At 46.7% G+C, this 20,467-nt stretch carries 19 protein-coding genes and 1 other annotated feature; of the genes, 9 read left to right on the top strand and 10 right to left on the bottom strand.

The features are described from left to right. Positions 1 to 87 precede the first annotated feature (87 nt). The 3 genes from P404_RS0107125 to P404_RS0107115 form a co-directional block, all read right to left on the bottom strand. Positions 88 to 1,644, bottom strand: a complete 1,557-nt coding sequence (locus tag P404_RS0107125) for a solute symporter family protein (RefSeq protein WP_026830395.1) — start codon at positions 1,642 to 1,644, stop codon at positions 88 to 90. Then, the gene (locus P404_RS0107120; RefSeq protein ID WP_014971577.1) at positions 1,641 to 1,967 is read right to left on the bottom strand and encodes a DUF485 domain-containing protein; all 327 of its coding nucleotides are present in this window, start codon (positions 1,965 to 1,967) and stop codon (positions 1,641 to 1,643) included. The genes P404_RS0107125 and P404_RS0107120 overlap by 4 nt, the downstream gene beginning before the upstream one ends. A gap of 298 nt (positions 1,968 to 2,265) precedes the next feature. Beyond that, entirely contained in the window at positions 2,266 to 2,910 is a 645-nt protein-coding gene (locus P404_RS0107115; RefSeq protein ID WP_014971576.1) for a TVP38/TMEM64 family protein, read from the bottom strand. A 239-nt stretch (positions 2,911 to 3,149) separates the two neighbouring features. Between P404_RS0107115 and trhO the strand changes: the two genes are divergently transcribed. After that, positions 3,150 to 4,067, top strand: coding sequence for an oxygen-dependent tRNA uridine(34) hydroxylase TrhO (gene trhO / locus P404_RS0107110; RefSeq protein WP_034774092.1), 918 nt, complete (start codon positions 3,150 to 3,152; stop codon positions 4,065 to 4,067). A gap of 61 nt (positions 4,068 to 4,128) precedes the next feature. On the opposite strand, the gene P404_RS0107105 is transcribed toward trhO, so the two are convergent. Then, positions 4,129 to 4,917 carry an alpha/beta hydrolase gene (locus tag P404_RS0107105; RefSeq protein WP_236624347.1) on the bottom strand — a complete coding sequence of 263 codons (789 nt, stop codon included), beginning with the start codon at positions 4,915 to 4,917 and terminating at the stop codon, positions 4,129 to 4,131. Positions 4,918 to 4,923: 6 nt separating this feature from the next. Continuing rightward, positions 4,924 to 6,600, bottom strand: a complete 1,677-nt coding sequence (locus tag P404_RS0107100; RefSeq protein ID WP_014971573.1) for a GGDEF domain-containing protein — start codon at positions 6,598 to 6,600, stop codon at positions 4,924 to 4,926. 124 nt (positions 6,601 to 6,724) lie between these two features. Continuing rightward, positions 6,725 to 6,946 (top strand) — a binding site (T-box leader). 56 nt (positions 6,947 to 7,002) lie between these two features. Here P404_RS0107100 and argS point away from each other — a divergent pair. Both argS and P404_RS0107090 read left to right on the top strand, forming a co-directional pair. After that, a complete protein-coding gene (gene argS, locus P404_RS0107095; protein ID WP_026830393.1) occupies positions 7,003 to 8,685 on the top strand; it encodes an arginine--tRNA ligase in 1,683 nt (560 codons plus the stop codon). A gap of 30 nt (positions 8,686 to 8,715) precedes the next feature. Next, complete coding sequence (locus tag P404_RS0107090; protein WP_014971571.1) at positions 8,716 to 9,321, top strand: hypothetical protein; 606 nt, start codon at positions 8,716 to 8,718, stop codon at positions 9,319 to 9,321. An 84-nt stretch (positions 9,322 to 9,405) separates the two neighbouring features. Here the strand turns inward: P404_RS0107090 and P404_RS0107085 are convergent, their stop codons facing one another. The 3 genes from P404_RS0107085 to P404_RS0107075 form a co-directional block, all read right to left on the bottom strand. After that, positions 9,406 to 9,999, bottom strand: a complete 594-nt coding sequence (locus P404_RS0107085; RefSeq protein WP_026830392.1) for a metallophosphoesterase family protein — start codon at positions 9,997 to 9,999, stop codon at positions 9,406 to 9,408. A 63-nt stretch (positions 10,000 to 10,062) separates the two neighbouring features. After that, on the bottom strand, positions 10,063 to 10,476 hold the full coding sequence (locus P404_RS0107080; RefSeq protein ID WP_014971569.1) for a carboxymuconolactone decarboxylase family protein: 414 nt from the start codon (positions 10,474 to 10,476) through the stop codon (positions 10,063 to 10,065). An 87-nt stretch (positions 10,477 to 10,563) separates the two neighbouring features. Then, positions 10,564 to 11,433 (bottom strand): LysR family transcriptional regulator, encoded by an 870-nt coding sequence (locus P404_RS0107075; protein WP_236624346.1) that lies wholly within the window; start codon positions 11,431 to 11,433, stop codon positions 10,564 to 10,566. 129 nt (positions 11,434 to 11,562) lie between these two features. On the opposite strand from P404_RS0107075, the gene P404_RS0107070 reads away from it, so the two are divergent. Further along, positions 11,563 to 12,345, top strand: coding sequence for a 3-hydroxybutyrate dehydrogenase (locus P404_RS0107070; RefSeq protein WP_014971567.1), 783 nt, complete (start codon positions 11,563 to 11,565; stop codon positions 12,343 to 12,345). A 49-nt stretch (positions 12,346 to 12,394) separates the two neighbouring features. Here the strand turns inward: P404_RS0107070 and P404_RS0107065 are convergent, their stop codons facing one another. Further along, complete coding sequence (locus P404_RS0107065) at positions 12,395 to 12,889, bottom strand: YajQ family cyclic di-GMP-binding protein (RefSeq protein WP_014971566.1); 495 nt, start codon at positions 12,887 to 12,889, stop codon at positions 12,395 to 12,397. A gap of 161 nt (positions 12,890 to 13,050) precedes the next feature. On the opposite strand from P404_RS0107065, the gene pulA reads away from it, so the two are divergent. Both pulA and P404_RS0107055 read left to right on the top strand, forming a co-directional pair. Continuing rightward, positions 13,051 to 15,063 carry a type I pullulanase gene (gene pulA, locus P404_RS0107060; protein ID WP_034774089.1) on the top strand — a complete coding sequence of 671 codons (2,013 nt, stop codon included), beginning with the start codon at positions 13,051 to 13,053 and terminating at the stop codon, positions 15,061 to 15,063. Positions 15,064 to 15,300: 237 nt separating this feature from the next. Further along, positions 15,301 to 15,783 (top strand): site-2 protease family protein, encoded by a 483-nt coding sequence (locus tag P404_RS0107055; protein WP_026830390.1) that lies wholly within the window; start codon positions 15,301 to 15,303, stop codon positions 15,781 to 15,783. 64 nt (positions 15,784 to 15,847) lie between these two features. On the opposite strand, the gene P404_RS0107050 is transcribed toward P404_RS0107055, so the two are convergent. Next, entirely contained in the window at positions 15,848 to 16,027 is a 180-nt protein-coding gene (locus tag P404_RS0107050) for a YycC family protein (protein ID WP_014971562.1), read from the bottom strand. 115 nt (positions 16,028 to 16,142) lie between these two features. On the opposite strand from P404_RS0107050, the gene P404_RS0107045 reads away from it, so the two are divergent. The 3 genes from P404_RS0107045 to P404_RS0107035 all read left to right on the top strand — a co-directional run bounded on the left by P404_RS0107045 (position 16,143) and on the right by P404_RS0107035 (position 20,330). Next, positions 16,143 to 16,937, top strand: coding sequence for a hypothetical protein (locus P404_RS0107045; protein ID WP_026830389.1), 795 nt, complete (start codon positions 16,143 to 16,145; stop codon positions 16,935 to 16,937). Positions 16,938 to 17,005: 68 nt separating this feature from the next. Beyond that, a complete protein-coding gene (locus P404_RS0107040) occupies positions 17,006 to 19,114 on the top strand; it encodes an MMPL family transporter (RefSeq protein WP_026830388.1) in 2,109 nt (702 codons plus the stop codon). 100 nt (positions 19,115 to 19,214) lie between these two features. Beyond that, entirely contained in the window at positions 19,215 to 20,330 is a 1,116-nt protein-coding gene (locus P404_RS0107035; protein WP_026830387.1) for an NADH-dependent flavin oxidoreductase, read from the top strand. Positions 20,331 to 20,467: the final 137 nt, after the last annotated feature.

Below are 20,467 nucleotides of genomic sequence, written 5' to 3'. Positions count from 1 at the left end.
TCTATAATACGGTAAGTATGGCAATCTACCTGCAAAATGTAAAAGGGAACGGCTCCTTCAAGGGGGTTGAAGGAGCCGTCGAGGGGATTATTCTTTGGATGCAGCCACTTCCGTCGCTGTATCGATGCCGGTATTGGCTTTAACGAGAATCCGTTCGAAGTTACCGGCAACCTCGTCGGATTTTGTAACAAGCGTCCCGATGATCGCACCTAGAAAACCAAGTGGAATCGAGACGATTCCTGGATTCGCCAGTGGGAATAGGGCTTCCCCGACGAACAAGGCTGAACCGTCGACTGCCCAGATATTAGGACTGAGCGCAACGAGAATCAGAGAAGAAAAAAGTCCGACGATCATTCCGGTGACGGCTCCGCCAGTACTGAAACGGCGCCAGAAAATCGTAAGGAGAATGACCGGCAAATTGGCACTTGCCGCAACAGCAAAGGCAAGCGACACCAAAAAGGCGACGTTCATGGATTGGGCAAACAGTGCCAAGACCATCGAAACGAGCGCGACGGCAATCGAGGCCAACCGAGCAGCCGTCATCTGTTCTTTTTCCGTCGCCTGTCCTTTACGTAAGATGTGACTGTAGAAGTCATGGGCAAAGGCGGAAGCGGCAGACAAAACCAGTCCGGCAACTACGGCGAGAATCGTCGCAAAGGCGACGGCAGCTACGAAGGCAAAGAGTAAGTCGCCGCCGAGTGCTTGAGCAAGCAAGGGGGCTGCCATGTTTCCAGCAGCGTTTGCGGCAATGATATCTTCCGAACCGACAAACGCGGCAGCTCCAAAACCAAGGAAAATCGTTAAGATATAAAACGCACCGATGATCCATGTTGCATAAACAACGGATTTACGGGCAGTTGGTGCATCCTTGACGGTGAAAAAACGAATTAAGATATGTGGCAGTCCGGCTGTTCCGAGGACAAGCGCCAAGTTCAAGGAAATCGTATCGAGCGGTAACTTAAACTTATTACCTGGATTTAAGAACGAATCGCCGAGTGGTGTCGCTTGTTTGACTTCAGAAAACATCTTCATGATTGAAAAATCAAACTTCGCAAATACCATAAAGGAGATGACGGCTGTTCCGGCCATCAAGAGCACGGCTTTGATAATTTGCACCCACGACGTCGCGGTCATGCCACCGAAGACGACGTAGACCGTCATCAGGATACCGACGATGATGACACTCGTTGTGTACGGGATACCTAGCAACAGCTCGATCAAGGCACCGGCTCCGACAAGCTGGGCAATCATATAGAAAATCGAGATGACAATCGAGTTCATCGCGGCGATACCACGGACTTTTGAAGCGTTAAAGCGAGCAGCAATCATATCCGCCATTGTATATTTCCCTAAATTCCGCAACGGTTCTGCGACGAGATACAGCACGACGAGATAAGCAACGAGGAAACCAATCGAATAAAAAAATCCATCAAATCCGGCTAAGGCAATCATGCCGGCAATTCCTAAAAAGGAAGCAGCCGACATGTAATCACCAGCGATGGCCATTCCATTTTGGGCTCCGGTCAGCCCGCCGTCCGCTGTATAAAAGTCGTTGGCTGTTTTGGTTTTACGGGCAGCAAAATATGTAATGACGAGTGTCAAACCGACAATCGCTACAAAAAGGACGACAGCTGTATAATTCATCGTGACTCCTCCTTGATCTGTTCGACCAATCGATCAAACGAACGGGCTTTTTTGTTATAGAGGGTACAGAACGTCCATGTCATGATGAATTGAAGGAAAGCAAATAACCAAGCACCCGTGATATCTCCGATCAACGGTTGATTTAAAAATGTAAAATAGCTTGTCATGATGGGAAGGGCAAAATAAAAAATAAGACAAAACAGAATCGCAGGAAGGATAAAGCTGTTTTTTTCGTGCATCAGTTGTCTAAATGAAGCACTTTCGACAATCGTCTGTGCGGAGCGTGTCGTCTCCGTCTTCGTCGATTCCGATACTTGGTGCATAGGGACGCCTCCTTTAAAAATGAATTTAAATTCATTATAAAGACAGTCTTGTTGGAAAATCTATCCTAATTTAATGAAGGTAAAATCTGAAATTATACTAGTATTGGTCTTACCAATTTAATGTAAGCGTTTCCAATGTTGAACAAAGTGTGAACGGTATTTTTATATAATAATCAGTTGCGAAAATGATTCAAAAGTCCTGTGTCTGAAAGGACTCGAAAATCTGACAGAAAAAGAAGAATCAAAAAGCGACAGATCTCTTGATGGATGAAAGAGGTCTGTCGCTTTGGCGGATAAGTTATTTATTATTGTGTTCGATGTCTTGTTCAATCTCACGGAGTACTTTTGAACGACGGGCAAGGGCACGTCGTTTAATGATTTCTTCGACCCCACGGCTGACTCCCCAGATGGCGAGTAAAATCAGGAACAGGAAGACAAGTCGAATCGGTCGTTCCAAAAAAGTGGACCATTCTTTACCGATTAAGGAAAAGATAATGACGACAATCAATCGACCTGCTCCGGCAGCAATCAAGTACGTCCGAAGCGATAGCTGAATCATCGCCGAAATGGATGTAATGATGAATGCCGGCATGAACGGGAGTGAAAAGAAGAAACCGAGTGAAATCGGACTCATATGCCGGACACGTTCAATCCAGTGTTGTGCGCCTTTATGTTGCTCAAGCCACCGTGTGACGGGACGGCGAAATAAATAACGAATACAAGCGAAAACGACAAGTGAACCAAGCATACTTCCGACCCACGAGACGAGTACACCCATCCAAAAACCATATGTCGCTGCGTTAGCAGAAATGATCAAGACTAACGGAAGGAATGGAAACAAGGATTCAAGAAACGGGGCGATTAATCCAGTCGAAGCTCCACCTGGAAGATCCTGAAGAAACGTAATCATCTGTTCGATCCACTGACGGACGGTTTGGAGCATTCGGAATCCTCCTTACAAAATAAACTACTATTTTCTATTTTAACTCTTTCGTCGTCAGAAAGGGAGAGGCTTTATGTAATCGTTATTGATAACATAGCAATTGTGCAATTCAAATGAAGTTGGTATCATACTTAAATGGGTGCGTTTTGCAGGCGTTCCCAGCTAGCTAATAGCTATGACGCTTCGTTCGCCAACGTTCGTTTTACTGCAAAAAACTGACATGGGGGCCAATGAGGATTATGAAACCTTATCGCGTACTATTATTTTATAAGTATGTTCCAATCGACAATGCGGAACAAGTAACAAAGGAGCACCTTGCGTATTGCAAAGAGCTCGGCATCAAAGGAAGAATCTTGATCGCACCGGAAGGCATCAACGGAACGTTGTCCGGAACAGTCGAGCAGACAGAACAGTACATGCAAGACTTGCTTGCGGACCCACGGTTTAGTGACATCGAGTTCAAAATCGATGAGGTCGACGAGCATGCCTTCAAAAAAATCTTTGTCCGTTACAAGAGTGAGCTCGTGACATGGCGTTTTGAAGATGAATTCAACGTGCCGGAAGAACACGCGACGTATCTTGAACCTGCAGAGTGGAAAAACATGATGCAAAACGAAGATGTGGTCATTCTCGATGTTCGAAACAACTATGAATACGATCTCGGTCATTTTAAAAATGCGGTCAAAGTAGATGTTGATGCATCACGTGAATTTCCACAATGGCTCGACGAAAATGAACACCTGTTTGAAGGGAAAAAAGTCCTGACGTATTGCACGGGCGGCGTCCGTTGTGAAAAATTCACGGCTTATTTCCGGAAACGTCAAAGTAGTGATGACATCTTCCATCTGAAAGGTGGCGTCGTCATGTATGGGAAAGACGAAGCAACGCGTGGAGAAGATTGGGAAGGCGAACTGTATGTATTTGATGAGCGCATCCAAGTACCTGTCAATGAAGTCAATCCAACGGTCGTCTCGACGTGTTACTACTGTGGAAAAGATGAAACACGGTATGTGAACTGTGCAAATCCAGAATGTAATCGTCAACACTTCTGTTGTGAAGAGTGTGAACCTAAAGTCATGCGCTCTTGCTCAGATGAATGCCGGGAACACCCACGGAATCGTTACGTAAAAGAACAGACGGAAGAACTCGTCAACTAAGTGGTACGTCATCAAAACAGACTGTCCGGACCCGATCGGGTCCAGGCAGTCTGTTTGTCGTTTAGGAAGAAAATAAGAACCGGAGTATGTCCGGCATTCGTTTTGCCCACTCCGTTTCATGATGGATGGCGTCCGGGATGACTTCATATCGTGCCGTTTCTACTTTTCGCCGGACAGCCTGAGCGAGCACGTCATTTGTGTGTAAGTAGTCGATTTCGGTCATCGGTCCGCTGATTTCTTTTGTTCCGACATCCATATAACAACGATGTTGCTCCGACAAATTTGGACTACGTTCGATGAATTCAAGAAGGGAGGAAAAATTAGCCCATCCTGCAGTCGAGAGAGCCGCGACACGTGTGATGATTTCCGGATAGGCGAACAAACCATAAAGCGAAATGACCCCGCCCATCGAACTGCCGATCATGGTCGTATCCGTCGGAACAGTAGCATAGTGTTCATCGATATAAGGTTTTAGTTCGTGAACGATCCAGTCCATGTATCGTTTGCCATGCCCTCCGATTGTTGTCCGGTGTGAAGGATAAGCGGTGCGCATCAATAAGGCTTCATCGGTCCAAGGTGCATATTCGTCGTAGCGGTCCATCGCGTCATCCGGGCTATCGATGGCGACGATCATCGCATGGAGCTTCACGGCGTGCAGGGCATGATGTACTTCCCAACCTTTTCCGAACGAAGCGGTTTCACCACTGAAGACATTTTGCCCATCGTGCATATAGATGACCGGAAGTGCTTCGTCAGCCGGCAACTCTGTCGGGCGATAAATCCGAATCGTCCGTGGGAGCTCAAGTGTCGGGAGTGTACGTTCAATTTCAATGATTGACAAGGTGTTCACGACCTTTCAGAGATTCGCGTAATGTGCAGTACAGTTTCGACCATTGTGTTTTCCACCTACATAAAGAGCATGATCGGCCTGACGGAGTGATTCTTCAAAAGAACGTTCATAGGGCTGGTTGACCGTATCGACACCAAGACTGATCGTAATCGATAGACGGTGTCCCTCGACGACGAAAGGCCGATCAAGGACAGCATGCCGAACTTGTTCTGCTAAGTCAATCGCTTGATTTTGTGGACAATGATGAATCAATAAGACAAATTCTTCACCACCGTAACGGGCAGCAAACATCGCCGGTTGTTTTTGCTGTAAGGATAAGATGCGCCGGCCGAGTTCACGTAAGACCAAATCCCCAACTTTATGACCATACGTATCATTTACATATTTAAAATGATCGATGTCGAACAAGATGATCGACAACGGATAATGGTCAGCAGCAAATTGATGCGCCCCTTCTTCATAAAAAGCCCGGCTGTTAGCGAGTTCCGTTAAAGCATCCGTCCGGCTTTCAGCATACAGTTGATACGTTTCCTGTGAACGATGCAACACACGGCAAAAGATACGGAGCAGGCGTGCTAGTTCATCGGCGTTCGTTTCATCATACGCATCTGCTACTTGATGGAACAAAACGATGGAGACATCAACATCCTCGCTTGTGATGGAAGGAATCGCAAGCATCGAGTGACGGTCGACCGGTAAGGCAATCTGGATATCCTTTCCCCAGTCAAATCGTAGACCATGGATGATTGGGGTCTGCAGTTGTTCCGCGGATAACGAGTGAAACAATGGAAGGACATCGATGATGGTTTTTGTCCGGATATTATAGATGACCTGTTTACGTTGTTGCTGAATCGAGATCCATCCTTCTGAAAAATCAAGTAAGTGGGGTAAATCAAGTAGTAACGAGTCGATGGCCTCGCGTTCAAAACGGGAAATCAGCAGATGTTCTTTGGCGTCATCAAACCGTTTGGCATTTTCCATTGCTTCAAGTGTCATGCCACGCTGTTGCAGTAATCGTTTGAATAAAAATAGGATCAGTGTCGAGACAGAGGCAGCGATGAGGGGGTTCTCATCATAAAACCAGATGCCAAGAAAGGCACTCAGCATACTGATACCGTAGACAAGTGTCTGTAGGCGAACGAGGCGAGTCCAGTCGTATCTTAAGAAGAGAACGCGGTTGACGAAACGGCACTGCACGTAAGAGACGGTCAGGACGGTCGCCAAATAGCCTGAAAATGGAACTAAGGCTTCCGAGTAGGTAAAACCGGTTCCAATCGGTCCGCCGAGAGCTAAGTAAACGAGTGATGGACAAGCGAGATAGAACAAATCAAACAAGACATTAATCGGATACAAATATAAAAAGCGTTTTAAGCGAATTTCTTGTTTGTGCGAGAAAAATTGAAAGATTAGAATGCCAATCTGACTGAGAAGGATTGATGGCAATAAGCCATAGTTGAGGAAGATGAATAAGATGATCCCTTCTTGAAATGTATAATAAATGCCGCCGCGACGGACATTATCGAATTGAAACAAGATGATCAGTGCCAGTAGATAGGCCGCATTTCCGAACGAGAGCGGAAAGTCGAGAAGTGTCGGGTACATCCATAAAGTGAAGGTAAGGATAATCACGACGAGACACAAGACAAGCCAACCAGTGCGCGCCACTTTTTGATAGTAGACCATAGGGCGTCCCCTCCTTTAGCAGTCCTTTCCTACTTATACCCGTTTTGTGGAAAATATGATGATAGATTTACAAAAAAAATAAGGTTGAGAGAATGAGAGGGATTGCGTATAATGTGAAAGATATCAACAATCGATGACGAAGAAAGTAACGGGATGATTTGATCAGCCAGCGAATCAGGGAATGGTGGAAGCCTGAATGAAACAAAAACCGTGAAGCGCACTTCCGAGATGCTATCCGAATCAATCTGATCAGGCGTAGCCGGGGGATCCCCGTTATCACCAGTTAAAGTGGGTGTCACATGTTTGACACCAAGAAGAGTGGTACCGCGGTCATTCCGTCTCTTTGCGTGTTGCGCAAAGGGCGTTTTTTATTGGAAAAAATAAACTGTTGGAGGGAACGAAATGAGTTATAAGCAACAATATGCCAAAGTATTACATGACGTGATTGGTGATGCGTTATCGCAAGAAGAGATTGAACAATTGATTGAACAACCAAAACACGAAGATCATGGGGATTTAGCTTTCCCTTGTTTCCAACTCGCTAAAGCGTTCCGCAAAGCACCGATGATGATTGCGACGGAGTTGGCTGAAAAAATCGATAATCCATTGTTCTCAAACGTCCAAGCAGCAGGACCATACGTCAACGTCTTCTTAAATCGGGAAATCGTCTCACGGGAGATCGTCAAACGTGTCTTGGAAGAAAAACAAGCGTACGGATCAAGCGAGCCGACCGGAAAAACGATTGTCACCGACTTCTCATCACCGAACATTGCGAAACCTTTCTCGATGGGTCATTTACGTTCGACGGTCATCGGGAATGCCTTAAATCAGATTTCACGGAAAAAAGGATACGACGTCGTCGGCATCAACCATCTGGGGGACTGGGGAACACAGTTTGGTAAGCTGATGGTCGCTTACAACATGTGGGGCAAAGAAGAAGACGTCCGCGCTGAGCCGATCAAGGAACTGCTTAAATTGTACGTCCGTTTCCACGAAGAAGCAGAAGAGAACCCGGCTCTAGAAGACGAAGGGCGTGCTTGGTTCAAAAAACTCGAACAGGGTGACGAACAAGCGACGGCACTTTGGACATGGTTCCGTGAAGTGTCGCTCGTCGAGTTCAACCGCGTCTATCAAATGCTTGGTGTCAGCTTCGACAGTTTGAACGGAGAAGCGTTCTATAACGATAAGATGCAACACGTCATTGATCTGCTCGAAGAAAAAGAATTGTTAGTTGAATCGGAAGGCGCAATGGTCGTCGATCTCGAAGCAGAAGGGATGCCTCCGGCCTTGATCAAGAAGAAAGACGGTGCGACGTTATATGCGACACGTGATTTGGCGGCTGCGGTCTACCGTCTTGAGACATACGGTTTCGAGCAAGCCTTTTATGTTGTTGGTGGGGAACAAGCACTTCACTTCAAACAGCTGTTTGCGGTCTTGAAAAAACTTGGGTTTGAAAATGTGTATGGCATGCACCATGTGCCGTTTGGTCTGATCATGAAAGATGGCAAAAAAATGTCGACACGTAAGGGACGGATTGTCCTCCTGGAAGAAGTGTTACAAGATGCGATCAATGTTGCGAAGCAAAACATCGCCGAGAAAAATCCAAACTTGGCGAATGCCGAACAGACGGCACGCGAAGTCGGTGTCGGCGCCGTCATTTTCCATGATTTAAAAAATGAGCGGATGAACAACATCGAATTTGATTTAGAACAAATGCTTAAATTTGAAGGAGAAACGGGTCCGTATGTCCAATATACGAATGCGCGGGCAAATTCCTTACTTCGTAAAGGGGAATACGATGGATCGGCGTTTGTCGGAAGTGCGGATGATTACTCGTGGGGCGTCGTATCGATGCTGAACCAGTTCTCAACTGTGATCGACCGGGCGTTTACACGTCGCGAACCGTCAATCATCAGCCGGTATGTGCTTGATTTAGCTCAAAGCTTCAACAAATATTATGGACAAGTCCGTGTCCTAGAAGAAGATGCAGAAAAACAATCTCGCCTTGCACTCGTGAAATCGGTTACGATTGTATTGATGGAAGGATTACGCCTGCTTGGTGTCGGTGCTCCAGAAGAAATGTAATATAAATCAGATTAAAGATGGGGTTATTATATGAACAAAGAGACAATGGAACGGTTACAGCACGCATCTACACAAATGAATCAGGAAGACTTGGCTGAATCAGTTGCCTTCATCGCTGACTTCCACGGAAAAGTTGCCGCATGGCTTCCCGGTGAATCGGTCGATTTCGTGTTTGATTTCGTCACAGCACCAGGAGCGGATCAAATCGCTCCAATCGGTGGGGATGCACTCGAAACAAAAGGAAATTTTGAATTCTTCATGGTGAAAAAGCAGACACGTAAAAAATTAGGTGAACTGCTGGCATTATGGAAAGCACCACGGACAAAAGAGACGCTCAACCAAATCGATGCGATTGGTCTGAAGAAATGGTTGGCACGGAACGAGTTCCGCTCAGAAGATAAACCATGGGATTACTTGAACCGTCTGCATGTCTTGTTGTTCCTTGATCAAATGACAACAGTCATCGATGATCATCAATTGACGACGTTGTATGAGCAACTCGTCCGGAAAACGCCTGTACCGACAAGCTTCGTTCGTCGCCAAGGTGAAGTGCGCCGTGTCGTGAATCAGTTTGCCGATAAAACGGAGTTCACGCAAGTGGATTTAGTCCGTGCTTCACTCGTTCGCCACCTGTAAGAGTCGGTGAGATACGAAACACACAACAACCCCCTGTTCTGTTCACGTGATGTGAGTAGAGCAGGGGGTTGTTCGTCTAGAGACTTATCTCGTTTGATGGAACGTGATGGTTTCGGCCGTCGTATCATAAAGCAGCCATTCCCGCTCGACGAGAACCGGTCCGACATTGATGGCATAGTATCCACGCTTGGTGGAAATCGGAACACCCAGTTGAATTTTCAGCCGTTTTCCGTCTTTGAACAGTCCGCGGACATGACTGTGACCGAAAAACAACAGACGCTCTTTATAGGGAGACGTATCTGGTGTTAAATCGTAACTCCACTTCAATTGGTCACCATGAAGGAACAAGGCAGACTCGGTTTGTTTGAGGCGGTCTGAGGAACGGAGTTGGTCAAGCGTACTTGACGCCCCGACCGGAATCAGCGACAGCAACCGTTCTTCTTGATTACCGAGTAATGTCTCAAAAAATAATAACTTTAAAAAATCTGGATCGAGCGTCACGATCTGTTCGGTTTCTTCGAACGTGTATCGTTTCGCCCGTTTTTTCCCGATATGGCATTCATGAACATCCCCCAGTGAAAAAACGATGGCTTGAGGAGCGGTCTGTTGAATCGCCGTCAATACGGCGCGGGTATCGGGTAATGAACTGTGCAAATCCGTAATGAGTGCATACTGCATGAGGCATCACTCCCTTGTAATAAGAGTATACCCTGCGTCTGCTACATCTCATCCTATTTCCAATTAAGCCGGATCGACCGTGACACCACGCTCAGCGAAAACGACTTTGGCTACTTCAAGAGCATTCAAGACGCGTGGGAAACCTGTATAGGGAACAAGGTGCATGATGGCTTCGACGATTTCATTTCCAGTCAAGCCAGCCGTCAGACCCGTATTGATATGAAGAGCAAGCTGCGGTTCTGTCCCTTGTGTGACAAGTGAAGCGATCGTGACGATTGCACGGTCCCGATTCACAAGACCATTCCGGCTATAAACTTCGCCATATGCAAAATCCGTGATCCATTCGCCGACAGCCGGTGCAATATCTTTTAAGGACTCGGCAATTTTTTCATGGGTCGATTGAGCAGAATTTGTATCTGTAAACTCGTTTAATTTTTTCATCCCGACTTCGTGTCGGTTGTCTAAGTGCGTTGCCATAGTGAATAACTTCCTTTCTGTTGTGAACGATACAACTTATCTTAAAGGAAGAAAAACCATGCTACAAATACATGGTTTTTATACATATCATTCATTTTTAGAATGGATTTCTTGGACGAATCGGATCCATTCGCGGGTGACATACGATTGATATCGACCGGTCGGAACGGCGACACCCAGTTGCCAAGGAACACGTACCGTTAATGGAATCGTCTTTACACCTTTGATCGTCATTTGTTGGGCAAGCGAGCGGGGAAGCAGTGTCACCGCATTTCCTTCCGCGACGAGTAGGCAAAGGAAGTCCCACTGTGAACTGACGTGTGCGATGTTCGGTTGAAAACCGGCTGCTTCACACGCCTGTAAGACGACATCATGGAGCGAAAACGTTTCATTGAACAAAACGAAAGGAAGGTCTGCCACTTGATCTAAGGACAAAATCGACTGACGCGCTAACGGATGTTGTTCGGGTAAAAACAAATGAAGTTCTTCTTCGATAAATGGAAAGACGGTCAAATGTTCGTCAGCTGGAAAAACCGTCGCAATCAAATCGACCTCTCCGGCAACGACGGCTTTTTCGAGCGCATGTCCGCCGGCTTCCGTTATCTCGATCGCAATCATCGGATACCGTTCCTTGAACTGACGTAAGAGACGTGGAAAAAATAGCGATCCAATCAAAGGTGGGACACCGATCCGAATCGTACCTTTCGTCAAGTGCATGACGTCATAGAGATGAGACGGTAAGTCGGCCAATTGATTTAAGATCTTTTCGCCTTCTGTCAGTAAGGTCGCACCGGCATCGGTCAAGACGATTTGCCGCTTGCTCCGGTCAAACAGTTCGATGTCGAGTTCTTCCTCTAAGTGACGCACCATCTTGCTGAGCGTCGGCTGAGTCACATGGAGATGGTCGGCCGCCTTCGTAAAACTTTTAAATCGGGCGACTTCCGTAAAATATTCCAATTGGCGAAAATCTATTCTCTTCACTCCTATTCGTACAGGTTATATATATCATAACAAGTATTCATTTTTATTATTCGTTGTCTAAGCGTACAGTAAAGGAAACAAACGAGCAAAGAGGAGTAGATGAAGATGAAACAACTTGAAGGAAAAGTAGCCTTGATTACGGGAGCAGCGAGTGGGATTGGTCTTGAAATCGCGGAAGAATTTGCCCAAGAAGGCGCAAAAGTCGTCATCGTCGATTTACAAGAGGACGCTGCGAAACAAGCGGCGGAGGCACTCCAAAGTAAAGGATTCGAAGCCTTTGCCGTAGCGGGGGATGTGACGAGCGAAGTCGCCATCCAGTCGAGCATCGAACAGACGATGAGCCATTACGGACGCATCGATATCGTCATCAATAATGCCGGGATGCAACACGTCTCACCAATCGAAGAATTCTCGACTGAAAAATTCGACTTACTGCAAAGCATCATGTTACGGGCACCGTTCCTTTATACGAAATATGTTTTCCCGATCATGAAAAAACAGGGATTCGGTCGAATCTTAAATATGTCATCGATTAATGGACTGATCGGATTTGCCGGTAAAGCGGCTTACAATAGCGCAAAACACGGCGTCATCGGCTTGACGAAGGTCGCAGCACTGGAAGGTGCAACGTCCGGCATTACCGTCAATGCGATTTGCCCGGGTTATGTCGATACGCCACTCGTTCAAAAACAATTGTCTTCTCTCGCAGAGACACGCAACGTGCCACTCGACCGTGTACTTGAAGAAGTCATCTATCCGTTGGTGCCACAACACCGCTTATTACAAGTAAAAGAAATCGCGGACTATGCGATCTTCTTAGCAAGTGATAAAGCGGCGGGTGTGACCGGTCAAGCCGTTGTGCTTGATGGTGGTTATACGGCTCAATAAGTATAAAAAAATCCCTTTTCTCCAGCTTGGAGAAAGGGGATTTTTCTGGTTAACGGAAGTTGATGAACTGGACGTCAACCGATAACGATAACTCACGGACGATTTGCATGACTTGTTGCAGGTCATCACGTGATTTGGCCGTGACACGGATTTGATCGTCTTGAATCTGTGTTTTGACTTTGAGTTTCGATTCCTTGACGGCGTTGTTGATTTTTTTCGCATCATCGCGGTCAATCCCACTTTTGAGGATGACGCGTTGACGAACGGTATTACCAGCGGCCTGTTCGACTTTTTCATACTGCAGGTTTTTTGTCGGTACTTCACGTTTGATGAGTTTTGCTGTCAAGACATCCTTCACTTGATCGAGTTTGAAGTTGTCATCCGAGATGAGGATCAAATCCTCTTTCTCTAGTTTCATATCACTTTTAGAGCCTTTAAAGTCAAAGCGGTTCGTGATTTCCTTCAAAGCGACTTGCATCGCATTTTTGACTTCCTCGATGTTGATTTGTGACACGATATCAAATGAATTATCTTTTGCTGCCATTTAAATCTCCCCTTTCGTTCCACAACCATTTTAGCATATTTGTCCGGAAATGCTCTGTCTTCTCAATGAAGTTACAGGAAAAGAACGACAAAGGTGGACAGTCGAAACGTTCACCCGTGTGAAATTTTGCTATAATAAAAACCATGAAATGAAAGGGGTGCATGGCTTTGAAACAAACAGCAGATATGTTGACGCTCACACCAGAAGAGTTGGATGAGCGATATGCCTATAGAGGAACGGATCTAGGAGCAACGTTTGACGAGACGATGATACGGGTCCGCCTGTGGGCGCCGACGGCAGAACGTGTTGCGATTCGACTGTACCGGACATTACGGGCAAGAAAAGTCGAAGAAATCGAACTGACGCCAGATACGAAAGGGACATTCGTCGTTGAACTGGATCGTGCTGTGTATGAAGGTTACTTTTATACGTTTCAAGCCAGCATCAACGGACAAAAGATCGAAGCAGTGGATCCCTACGCAAAAGCAGTCGGGACGAATGGCAAACGGGGGGCATTAATCAATCCGTCCACGATACAACCGGACCGTTGGATTGAAGAACGCCCGTTGTTCCATTCCTCACAAGATGCAGTCATCTATGAACTACATGTCCGAGACGCGACAAGCCATCCGGCGAGTGGTGTCATCGAACGAGGCACGTTCCGCGGATTGACGGAGGCAGGCACACGGACGCCGACTGGTGGCTTGACCGGGCTTGATTATTTAGCAGACCTGGGAGTGACCCATGTCCAACTCCTGCCGATCTATGATTTTGGTTCAGTGAATGAATCGGTCATGAATGATCCGGACAACTACAATTGGGGATATGATCCCGTCAATTATTTTGCGCCGGAAGGTTCGTATGCGTCAAACGCGGACGATCCGACAGTCCGGATCCGTGAGCTGAAAGCGTTGATTCAGGCTTTGCATGACCGGGGGATCCGTGTCGTGATGGATGTCGTCTTTAATCATGTGTATGACGCGGAAACGGCACCACTTGGTCAGTTCGTACCTGGATACTTTTATCGTCACGAAGCAGATGGTACGCTGTCGAACGGCAGTTTTTGCGGAAACGATACGGCATCAGAACGTTTCATGATGCGGAAGTTCATCCTCGATTGCGTGACCTACTGGGCAAAGGAATATCACCTCGACGGATTCCGATTTGATTTGATGGGGTTACATGATGTTGAGACGATGAATCAAGTGCGTCACGCCCTCGATCGGATTGATCCTTCGATTTTGATTATCGGCGAAGGGTGGGATCTCGATACGCCACTAGCACCGGAACAGAAAGCCAATTACTTTAATGCACCACAAATGCCGGGAATCGCGCACTTCAACAATGGGTTACGTGACGGGATCAAAGGAGATGTCCAGACACCGACGGATCGCGGATTCATCAGTGGTGCTTTCGAGCGGACAAGTGAAGTCAAACGCGGTATCGCTGGTAACGTATCTTCACAAGGATTCGCGGAGGAACCGAACCAAGTCGTTTCTTACGTCGAAGCACACGATGATTTAACGATTTGGGATAAACTGTTGATCTCACGCCCGGAAGATACGGATGAGATTCGCAGGAAGCGACAGATGCTTGCAAATGCCATCATCTTGACAGGACAAGGCATTCCATTTTTACACGCAGGACAAGAATTCTTCCGGACGAAAAACGGGATTCGCGACAGCTTCAATGCGGGTGAAGTCGTGAATCGACTGGATTACGAACGGGCGGATCAATTCCGTTATAGTGTCGAATACGTCAAAGGGTTGATCGCCATGCGTCGTCAATATCCGATGTTCCGGTTAGAAAACACCGCGATGATTCGTAAACATCTCCGTTTTCTTGAAGAGGGAGAAGGCATCATCGCCTACGAACTGAAACGGACGTATGAAGGATATGTCGAACGGCAACGTGTCTATCACAACGCGACAGAGCAGGATGTGACAATCACGTTACCGAGCGGAGAATTTGAAGTCCTCGTCGAAGAAGGCACCGTGAAAATCCATGCACCCCGTCTGCATGAAGAAAAAGAAATCGTCGTCAAAGCGTTGACGACGACGGTGATTGCAGAACGGAAGTCGGACTATAAGAAGTATGCGGTCGCAGGTGGAGCCGCGCTGACGGTTCTTGGTTTATTGTATGCGGCGAGCAAACGACGAAAGAAACAAAACTAAATAAAGCACAATCTGTTTGAGACAAATGGGATGCTGGGGAAATCGAGGTTCACTTTAAGTGGACTTCGATTTTTTTGTTGAAATGAATAGGTGGACGAAAAACATGACAGTCGTGTTGCATTGTCATCGAATTGATTTAATGATTTCAAGTGGTTTCTGTTTCATTTTGGGACTTCGGGGAACATACTATAAAAGTAGTATCTAGAGTGTTGGTTTTTGAAAGGATGTACGTCTTATATGTTTGGTTTTAATGATATCTGGAAATTTTTCTTCTCGTTTTTTCTGTTATTACCGATTGTCACATTGATCCATGAAATGGGGCATTACTTTTTTGCACGTTTGTTTGGCGGTAACATGGAAATCAATATCGGATCCGGAAAATCCTTGTTACGGGTCGGACCGATCCGTCTGAATCGTGTCTACTTTTGGGACGGATGGTGCCAGTACGAGGCGCTTCGTCATGAAAATAAATTTACGAACATTACCGTTTATGCCGGTGGCGCGATTTTTAACTTAATCAGTATCCTCATCGTCAATGGTCTGATTTATGCCGGTGTGTTCGAGGCTTCGATTTTTACGTACCAATTTGCCTACTTCTCGTTTTACTTCATCTTCTTTTCGCTGTTCCCGATCGATCATCCAAACGGATATCCGAGTGATGGGAAAGCAATCGTCAACGTCTTCCGTTACGGAAAATCGAAGTACAATCCACAAGCTTAATCGGATGAATAGCAAATGCCCTTCTTTTCAAGCGATGATCGCAAGAGAGAAGGGCATTTTTTAGTCATAGTTCTTTTGAGGGTGGTGTTTCCTCTTCAGTGGATGATTTAGATTGTTCACTTTCTAATTCGACCAGTTTTTGAATCAAGATATGTCGTGGCATGTGCATCAACTGTTCGAGTGGCACATTGAGACGTTTTGAAAGTTCGACAGCGGTATCTGCTGATAGTTGTAGGGGTTTCATGATAAAGGTTCCTCCTTTTGGTTTAGTTTTAGTATACAGGACGTGCTCGCCGAGCGCATCGACAGTAGCTAGAAACAGCGAAGGTTGATACCGTAAGAAGTAGGAAGTGATGCGTATGTATAAACCAGCCGCTGAGCTGTTGCTCCATGAGTCTGTTTCACTATTCGATCGGTTTGGTGATGATCTGATTTTATATCGAGATCAAGGCGGATTTACGAAATGTGATTCAGACTTGAGAATACGATGGGAAACAGCATGTGCGTATATTCCCTTTACCTGGTATTTTGAACCAGACGGATACCGTGTGTTCATCGTTTTTGAAGAAACATCAATCTTTGGTTTACTTGATTTAAGAGACGGACGTCTTCAGTATATGGATCGCCCCGCCGTTTTTGCAGATGCGTGGTTCAGTAACCTGTATGAATGGCAAGATGACAGCATTTTTATGTATTCAGCTGAGACCGATGTCGTGCGATATTGTTTTGAAAAACAGGAAGGAACATTTTCTGATTACGATGAAGCTCCTTTACTGGGACGCCTGATTGAGCGTGGATATGATCCACGGTTTGCGTTTGAACGTCTGATTGTGCCAGGGACGATGATTTCCTATGACCTGACACAGTCGAGATATGTCATTTGGGATGCTGTCACAGAACAAGAACAGATTATTCCGTTTTCGGAGTATGATGAATATTTGCTTGTGGACAGTCGACAGCATCTCTTTTCAATTACGGATGCGACTCGTTTTTATCTATATGAAAAAGACCAGCTGAAATTCAAATTTGATGGTTGTCAATCATCGGTGCTGCTCAAGACGGTATTGTTGGATGAAGCAGCACAACGGCTTGCAATCGTCTCGACCTCGTCGAATTTCGGAAATACGTGGCTACAGATTTTTCAAAAGACGTAAACACATCCTTTGTCATATCAGGCGAAGGATGTGTTTCTTGTATGCGAAAAGAGGGGGAGCGATGAACGATGGAACGGTTTGGCCGACAAGTAGTGCGTTTTCGAAAAAGTATCAGTGTGATCTGGTTGATCGTCTTAATCGGACTCGGTTATTTTGCAGTTCAACTTCCGGATCAACTCAAAGGAAATGGTTTTACACGGGACGGTGAATTTCAGCAAGTGGAACGGGTATTGGAGCGTGAGTTCAATCAAGACCCCCATCAAATCATCGTGTTGTTTGAAGGCGAAGAGAACACGATCCGAGAAGACATGGACCGTCATGTCGCGATGTTTCGAACGATTCAAGGGGTCGGGCAGGTCGTTGGATTAAAGGAGAATCCGGACGCCTTGAAGGACGGGAAAGGATATGTATCGATTGGTATACCCAACATTGAACCATCGTGGGTGAGCGCGGTGCAAGAAAAACTTGATCCGCGTAACGGCAGCTCCATCCGGCTAACCGGGGAACCGTTGATCGTCGATGATTTGAACACAGCTTCGAAAAATGATTTAGTCCGAGCGGAATTGATTGGTGTTCCTGCAGCATTGCTCGTGTTACTTGTTGTGTTCGGAACACCACTTGCTGCCATCTTACCGCTCATCATGGGACTCGTTACGTTCATCTTTGGTGCAGGAACACTTTATTTTATTGCCGGTCAACAGGAATTATCGATCTTTGTCTTAAATGCCGTCGCCATGATTTCCCTCGCACTGGGAATCGATTTTTCCTTGCTGTACGTCAATCGTTTTCGGGAAGAACGAGCAGGCGGACGGTCCATCACGACATCGGCTGAAGTGTCCGTTGCAACAGCCGGACGATCGATCCTATTTTCGGGGATTTGTGTATTCGTAGGTCTGGCAGGACTACTTGTGATTGATGTCGATGTTTTTCAAGCTGTCGCGATCGGAACGTTAGTGTCGGTACTCGGAGCAGTCGTCAGTGCAGTCACATTACTTCCCGCCTTGCTGGCCCTTTTAGGTAAATGGCTGGAAAAAGGACGGATTTTTAAAACGGATTCGGAACAAGGAGAAGTCAGATGGCGAAAGCTGGCCCGTTTCGTGATGAAGCGTCCCGTTGCGATTACCTTGTTTTCGTTACTCTTACTGTTACCTTGCTTAATCCCACTCCGTGACTTGGAACTGAATATTCCACAAGCGAGTGCTTTACCAGAAGACTATGAATCGCGCCTTGCGTTCGAAGCTTGGGAAAAAACGTTTGGCAATGATGGGACGGATGCCGTTGTTTTGCTAAAAGCTGATTTTCAAACAGAACAAGGACTTGAGCAGCTGGAAGCATTGACGACACGTCTGGAGGCAGACGAAGGCGTACGCGGTGTGGTATCGGCAGCATCACTCGCAGAAGCAAGCGGGCTAGATGTCTCCCAAATCGTCGCTAGTGATCAAGGAAAACAACAACTCGCTTCCTTGATCACCTTCGACAGTGGAGTCGCCCGGGTGAATGTCAATTTAACAGGGGATCCTGGAGATAAGACGTCCCAGGCCTGGGTCCGCGAAATCCGCGAGCAAGGATATCAAGTCGGAGGACCTGCAGCCTTTAATCAAGAAATTTATGATGAAATTTATTCGAAGATGCCACTCGCACTTGGAATCGTTTTACTGGCGACATTCATCATCTTGTTGATTGCGTTCCAATCGATTCTGATTCCGATCAAAGCGATCCTGATGAATTTGCTGAGCCTCGGAGCAACGTTTGGTCTACTCGTCATCATCTTTGAATCAGGTCTCGTGTTCCCGGCAGAAACGATCGGGATTTTAACACCGGTCTTCATCTTTTCACTCGTGTTCGGTCTCTCGATGGATTACGAAGTCTTTCTGGTCTCGCGGATGGAGGAGTACTATGAAGAAACAGGCGATAACGATCTTGCGACGGAAATGGGGCTTGCGAAGACAAGTAAAATCATCACATCTGCTGCCTTGATCATGATTGTCGTCACCGGGGCATTTGCCTTTACAGGAGTCAGTCCGATCAAGCAACTTGGCGTCGGTATCGCGCTTGCGATCTTCATCGATGCGACGATCGTCCGGATGTTCCTCGTTCCGGCGTTGATGAAACTGTTTGGGCATTGGAACTGGTGGTGGCCGGGTGGACGGAGAAAACGTAAACATCGTATTGGATGATCTGGCTGAGCATCGGCTAGGCACATCATTAGTCATTTGACGGAACACGGGCGTATACTGACGATATTCAAGTTAAGATTTCAGAGGAGGATATGCTTTAATGGCTACTAAAAAGATGTTTGATACGTTTACACTTCCAAACGGAGTGACTCTAAAGAACCGGATCATGATGGCGCCGATGACGAACTATGCGGCTGAAGAAAACGGTGAGGTCTCGGAAGCGGAACTCGCTTATTATGCAGAACGTTCAGGTGGTGTCGGTGCTGTCATCACAGCGTGTGCCAACGTCACGGCAGACGGTCAAGGATTCCCGAATGAATTTGGGGCAGAGCGCGACGAATTGATTCCGAGCTTAAAACGTCTCGCAACAACGATTCAAGATCAAGGCGCAAAAGCAATTCTGCAAATTTTCCATGCCGGTCGTATGGCACCGCCAGAACTCGTCGGTGGACAAACAGTCAGTGCGAGTGCCGTTGCACCAGAACGTGAAGGCGCAATGACACCGCGGGCACTTGAAGCGGAAGAAGTCGAAGCCATCATCGAGGCGTTTGGTCAAGCAACACGTCGCGCGATGGAAGCCGGCTTTGATGGAGTGGAGATTCATGGTGCGAATACGTACTTAATTCAACAATTCGTCTCACCGCATTCAAACCGTCGTGACGACAAATGGGGGGGCAGTCTCGAAAAACGCCTTGCGTTCCCACTCGCAGTCGTCGATGCGGTCGAAGCTGTCGCAAAACAAGATCCGTCGTTCATCGTCGGTTACCGCTTCTCACCAGAAGAAGTCGAAAACCCAGGGATTACACTAGACGACACGATGCAACTCGTCGACGCACTTGCGAAAAAAGACCTCGACTACTTGCATGTGTCGGTCATGGACTTCTTTGCTGGATCGATTCGTGATCAAAACGAAACTCGTTCACCGATCAGCCTTGTGCAAGAGCGTGTAGGGCAACAGGTTCCTGTCATCGGTGTCGGTTCACTCCATACACCGGAAGAAGTCGAGCGTTCGCTTGAAGTCGTGCCACTCGTCGCCCTTGGTCGTGAGTTGATCATGGAACCGAAATGGGTCGAAAAAGTCGAAGCGGGCGAAACGGATTCGATCCGGACTGAACTTGATCCGTCGACACAAGCAGAACTTGTCGTACCGGATGCACTCTGGGCTGGAATTACAGGTCGTCCGGGCTGGTTCCCGATCAAACAAACAACGAAATAAACGATAAAAAGACTAAAAAAGTCGACTTAAAAGGTGGCAGATTTCAAATCTGCCACCTCAGACTGAAGACAAAATGCGATTTTTCTCTTAAACGAGAAGAATCGTTTTTTTTCGCCTCGAATCGTTTTCCTGGGACA

This window comes from Exiguobacterium antarcticum DSM 14480 (assembly GCF_000685865.1).
Taxonomy (GTDB): Bacteria; Bacillota; Bacilli; order Exiguobacteriales; family Exiguobacteriaceae; genus Exiguobacterium_A; species Exiguobacterium_A antarcticum.
Note: the sequence above shows the minus strand (reverse complement) of the source record. Positions and strands in the feature narration are given on the sequence as shown.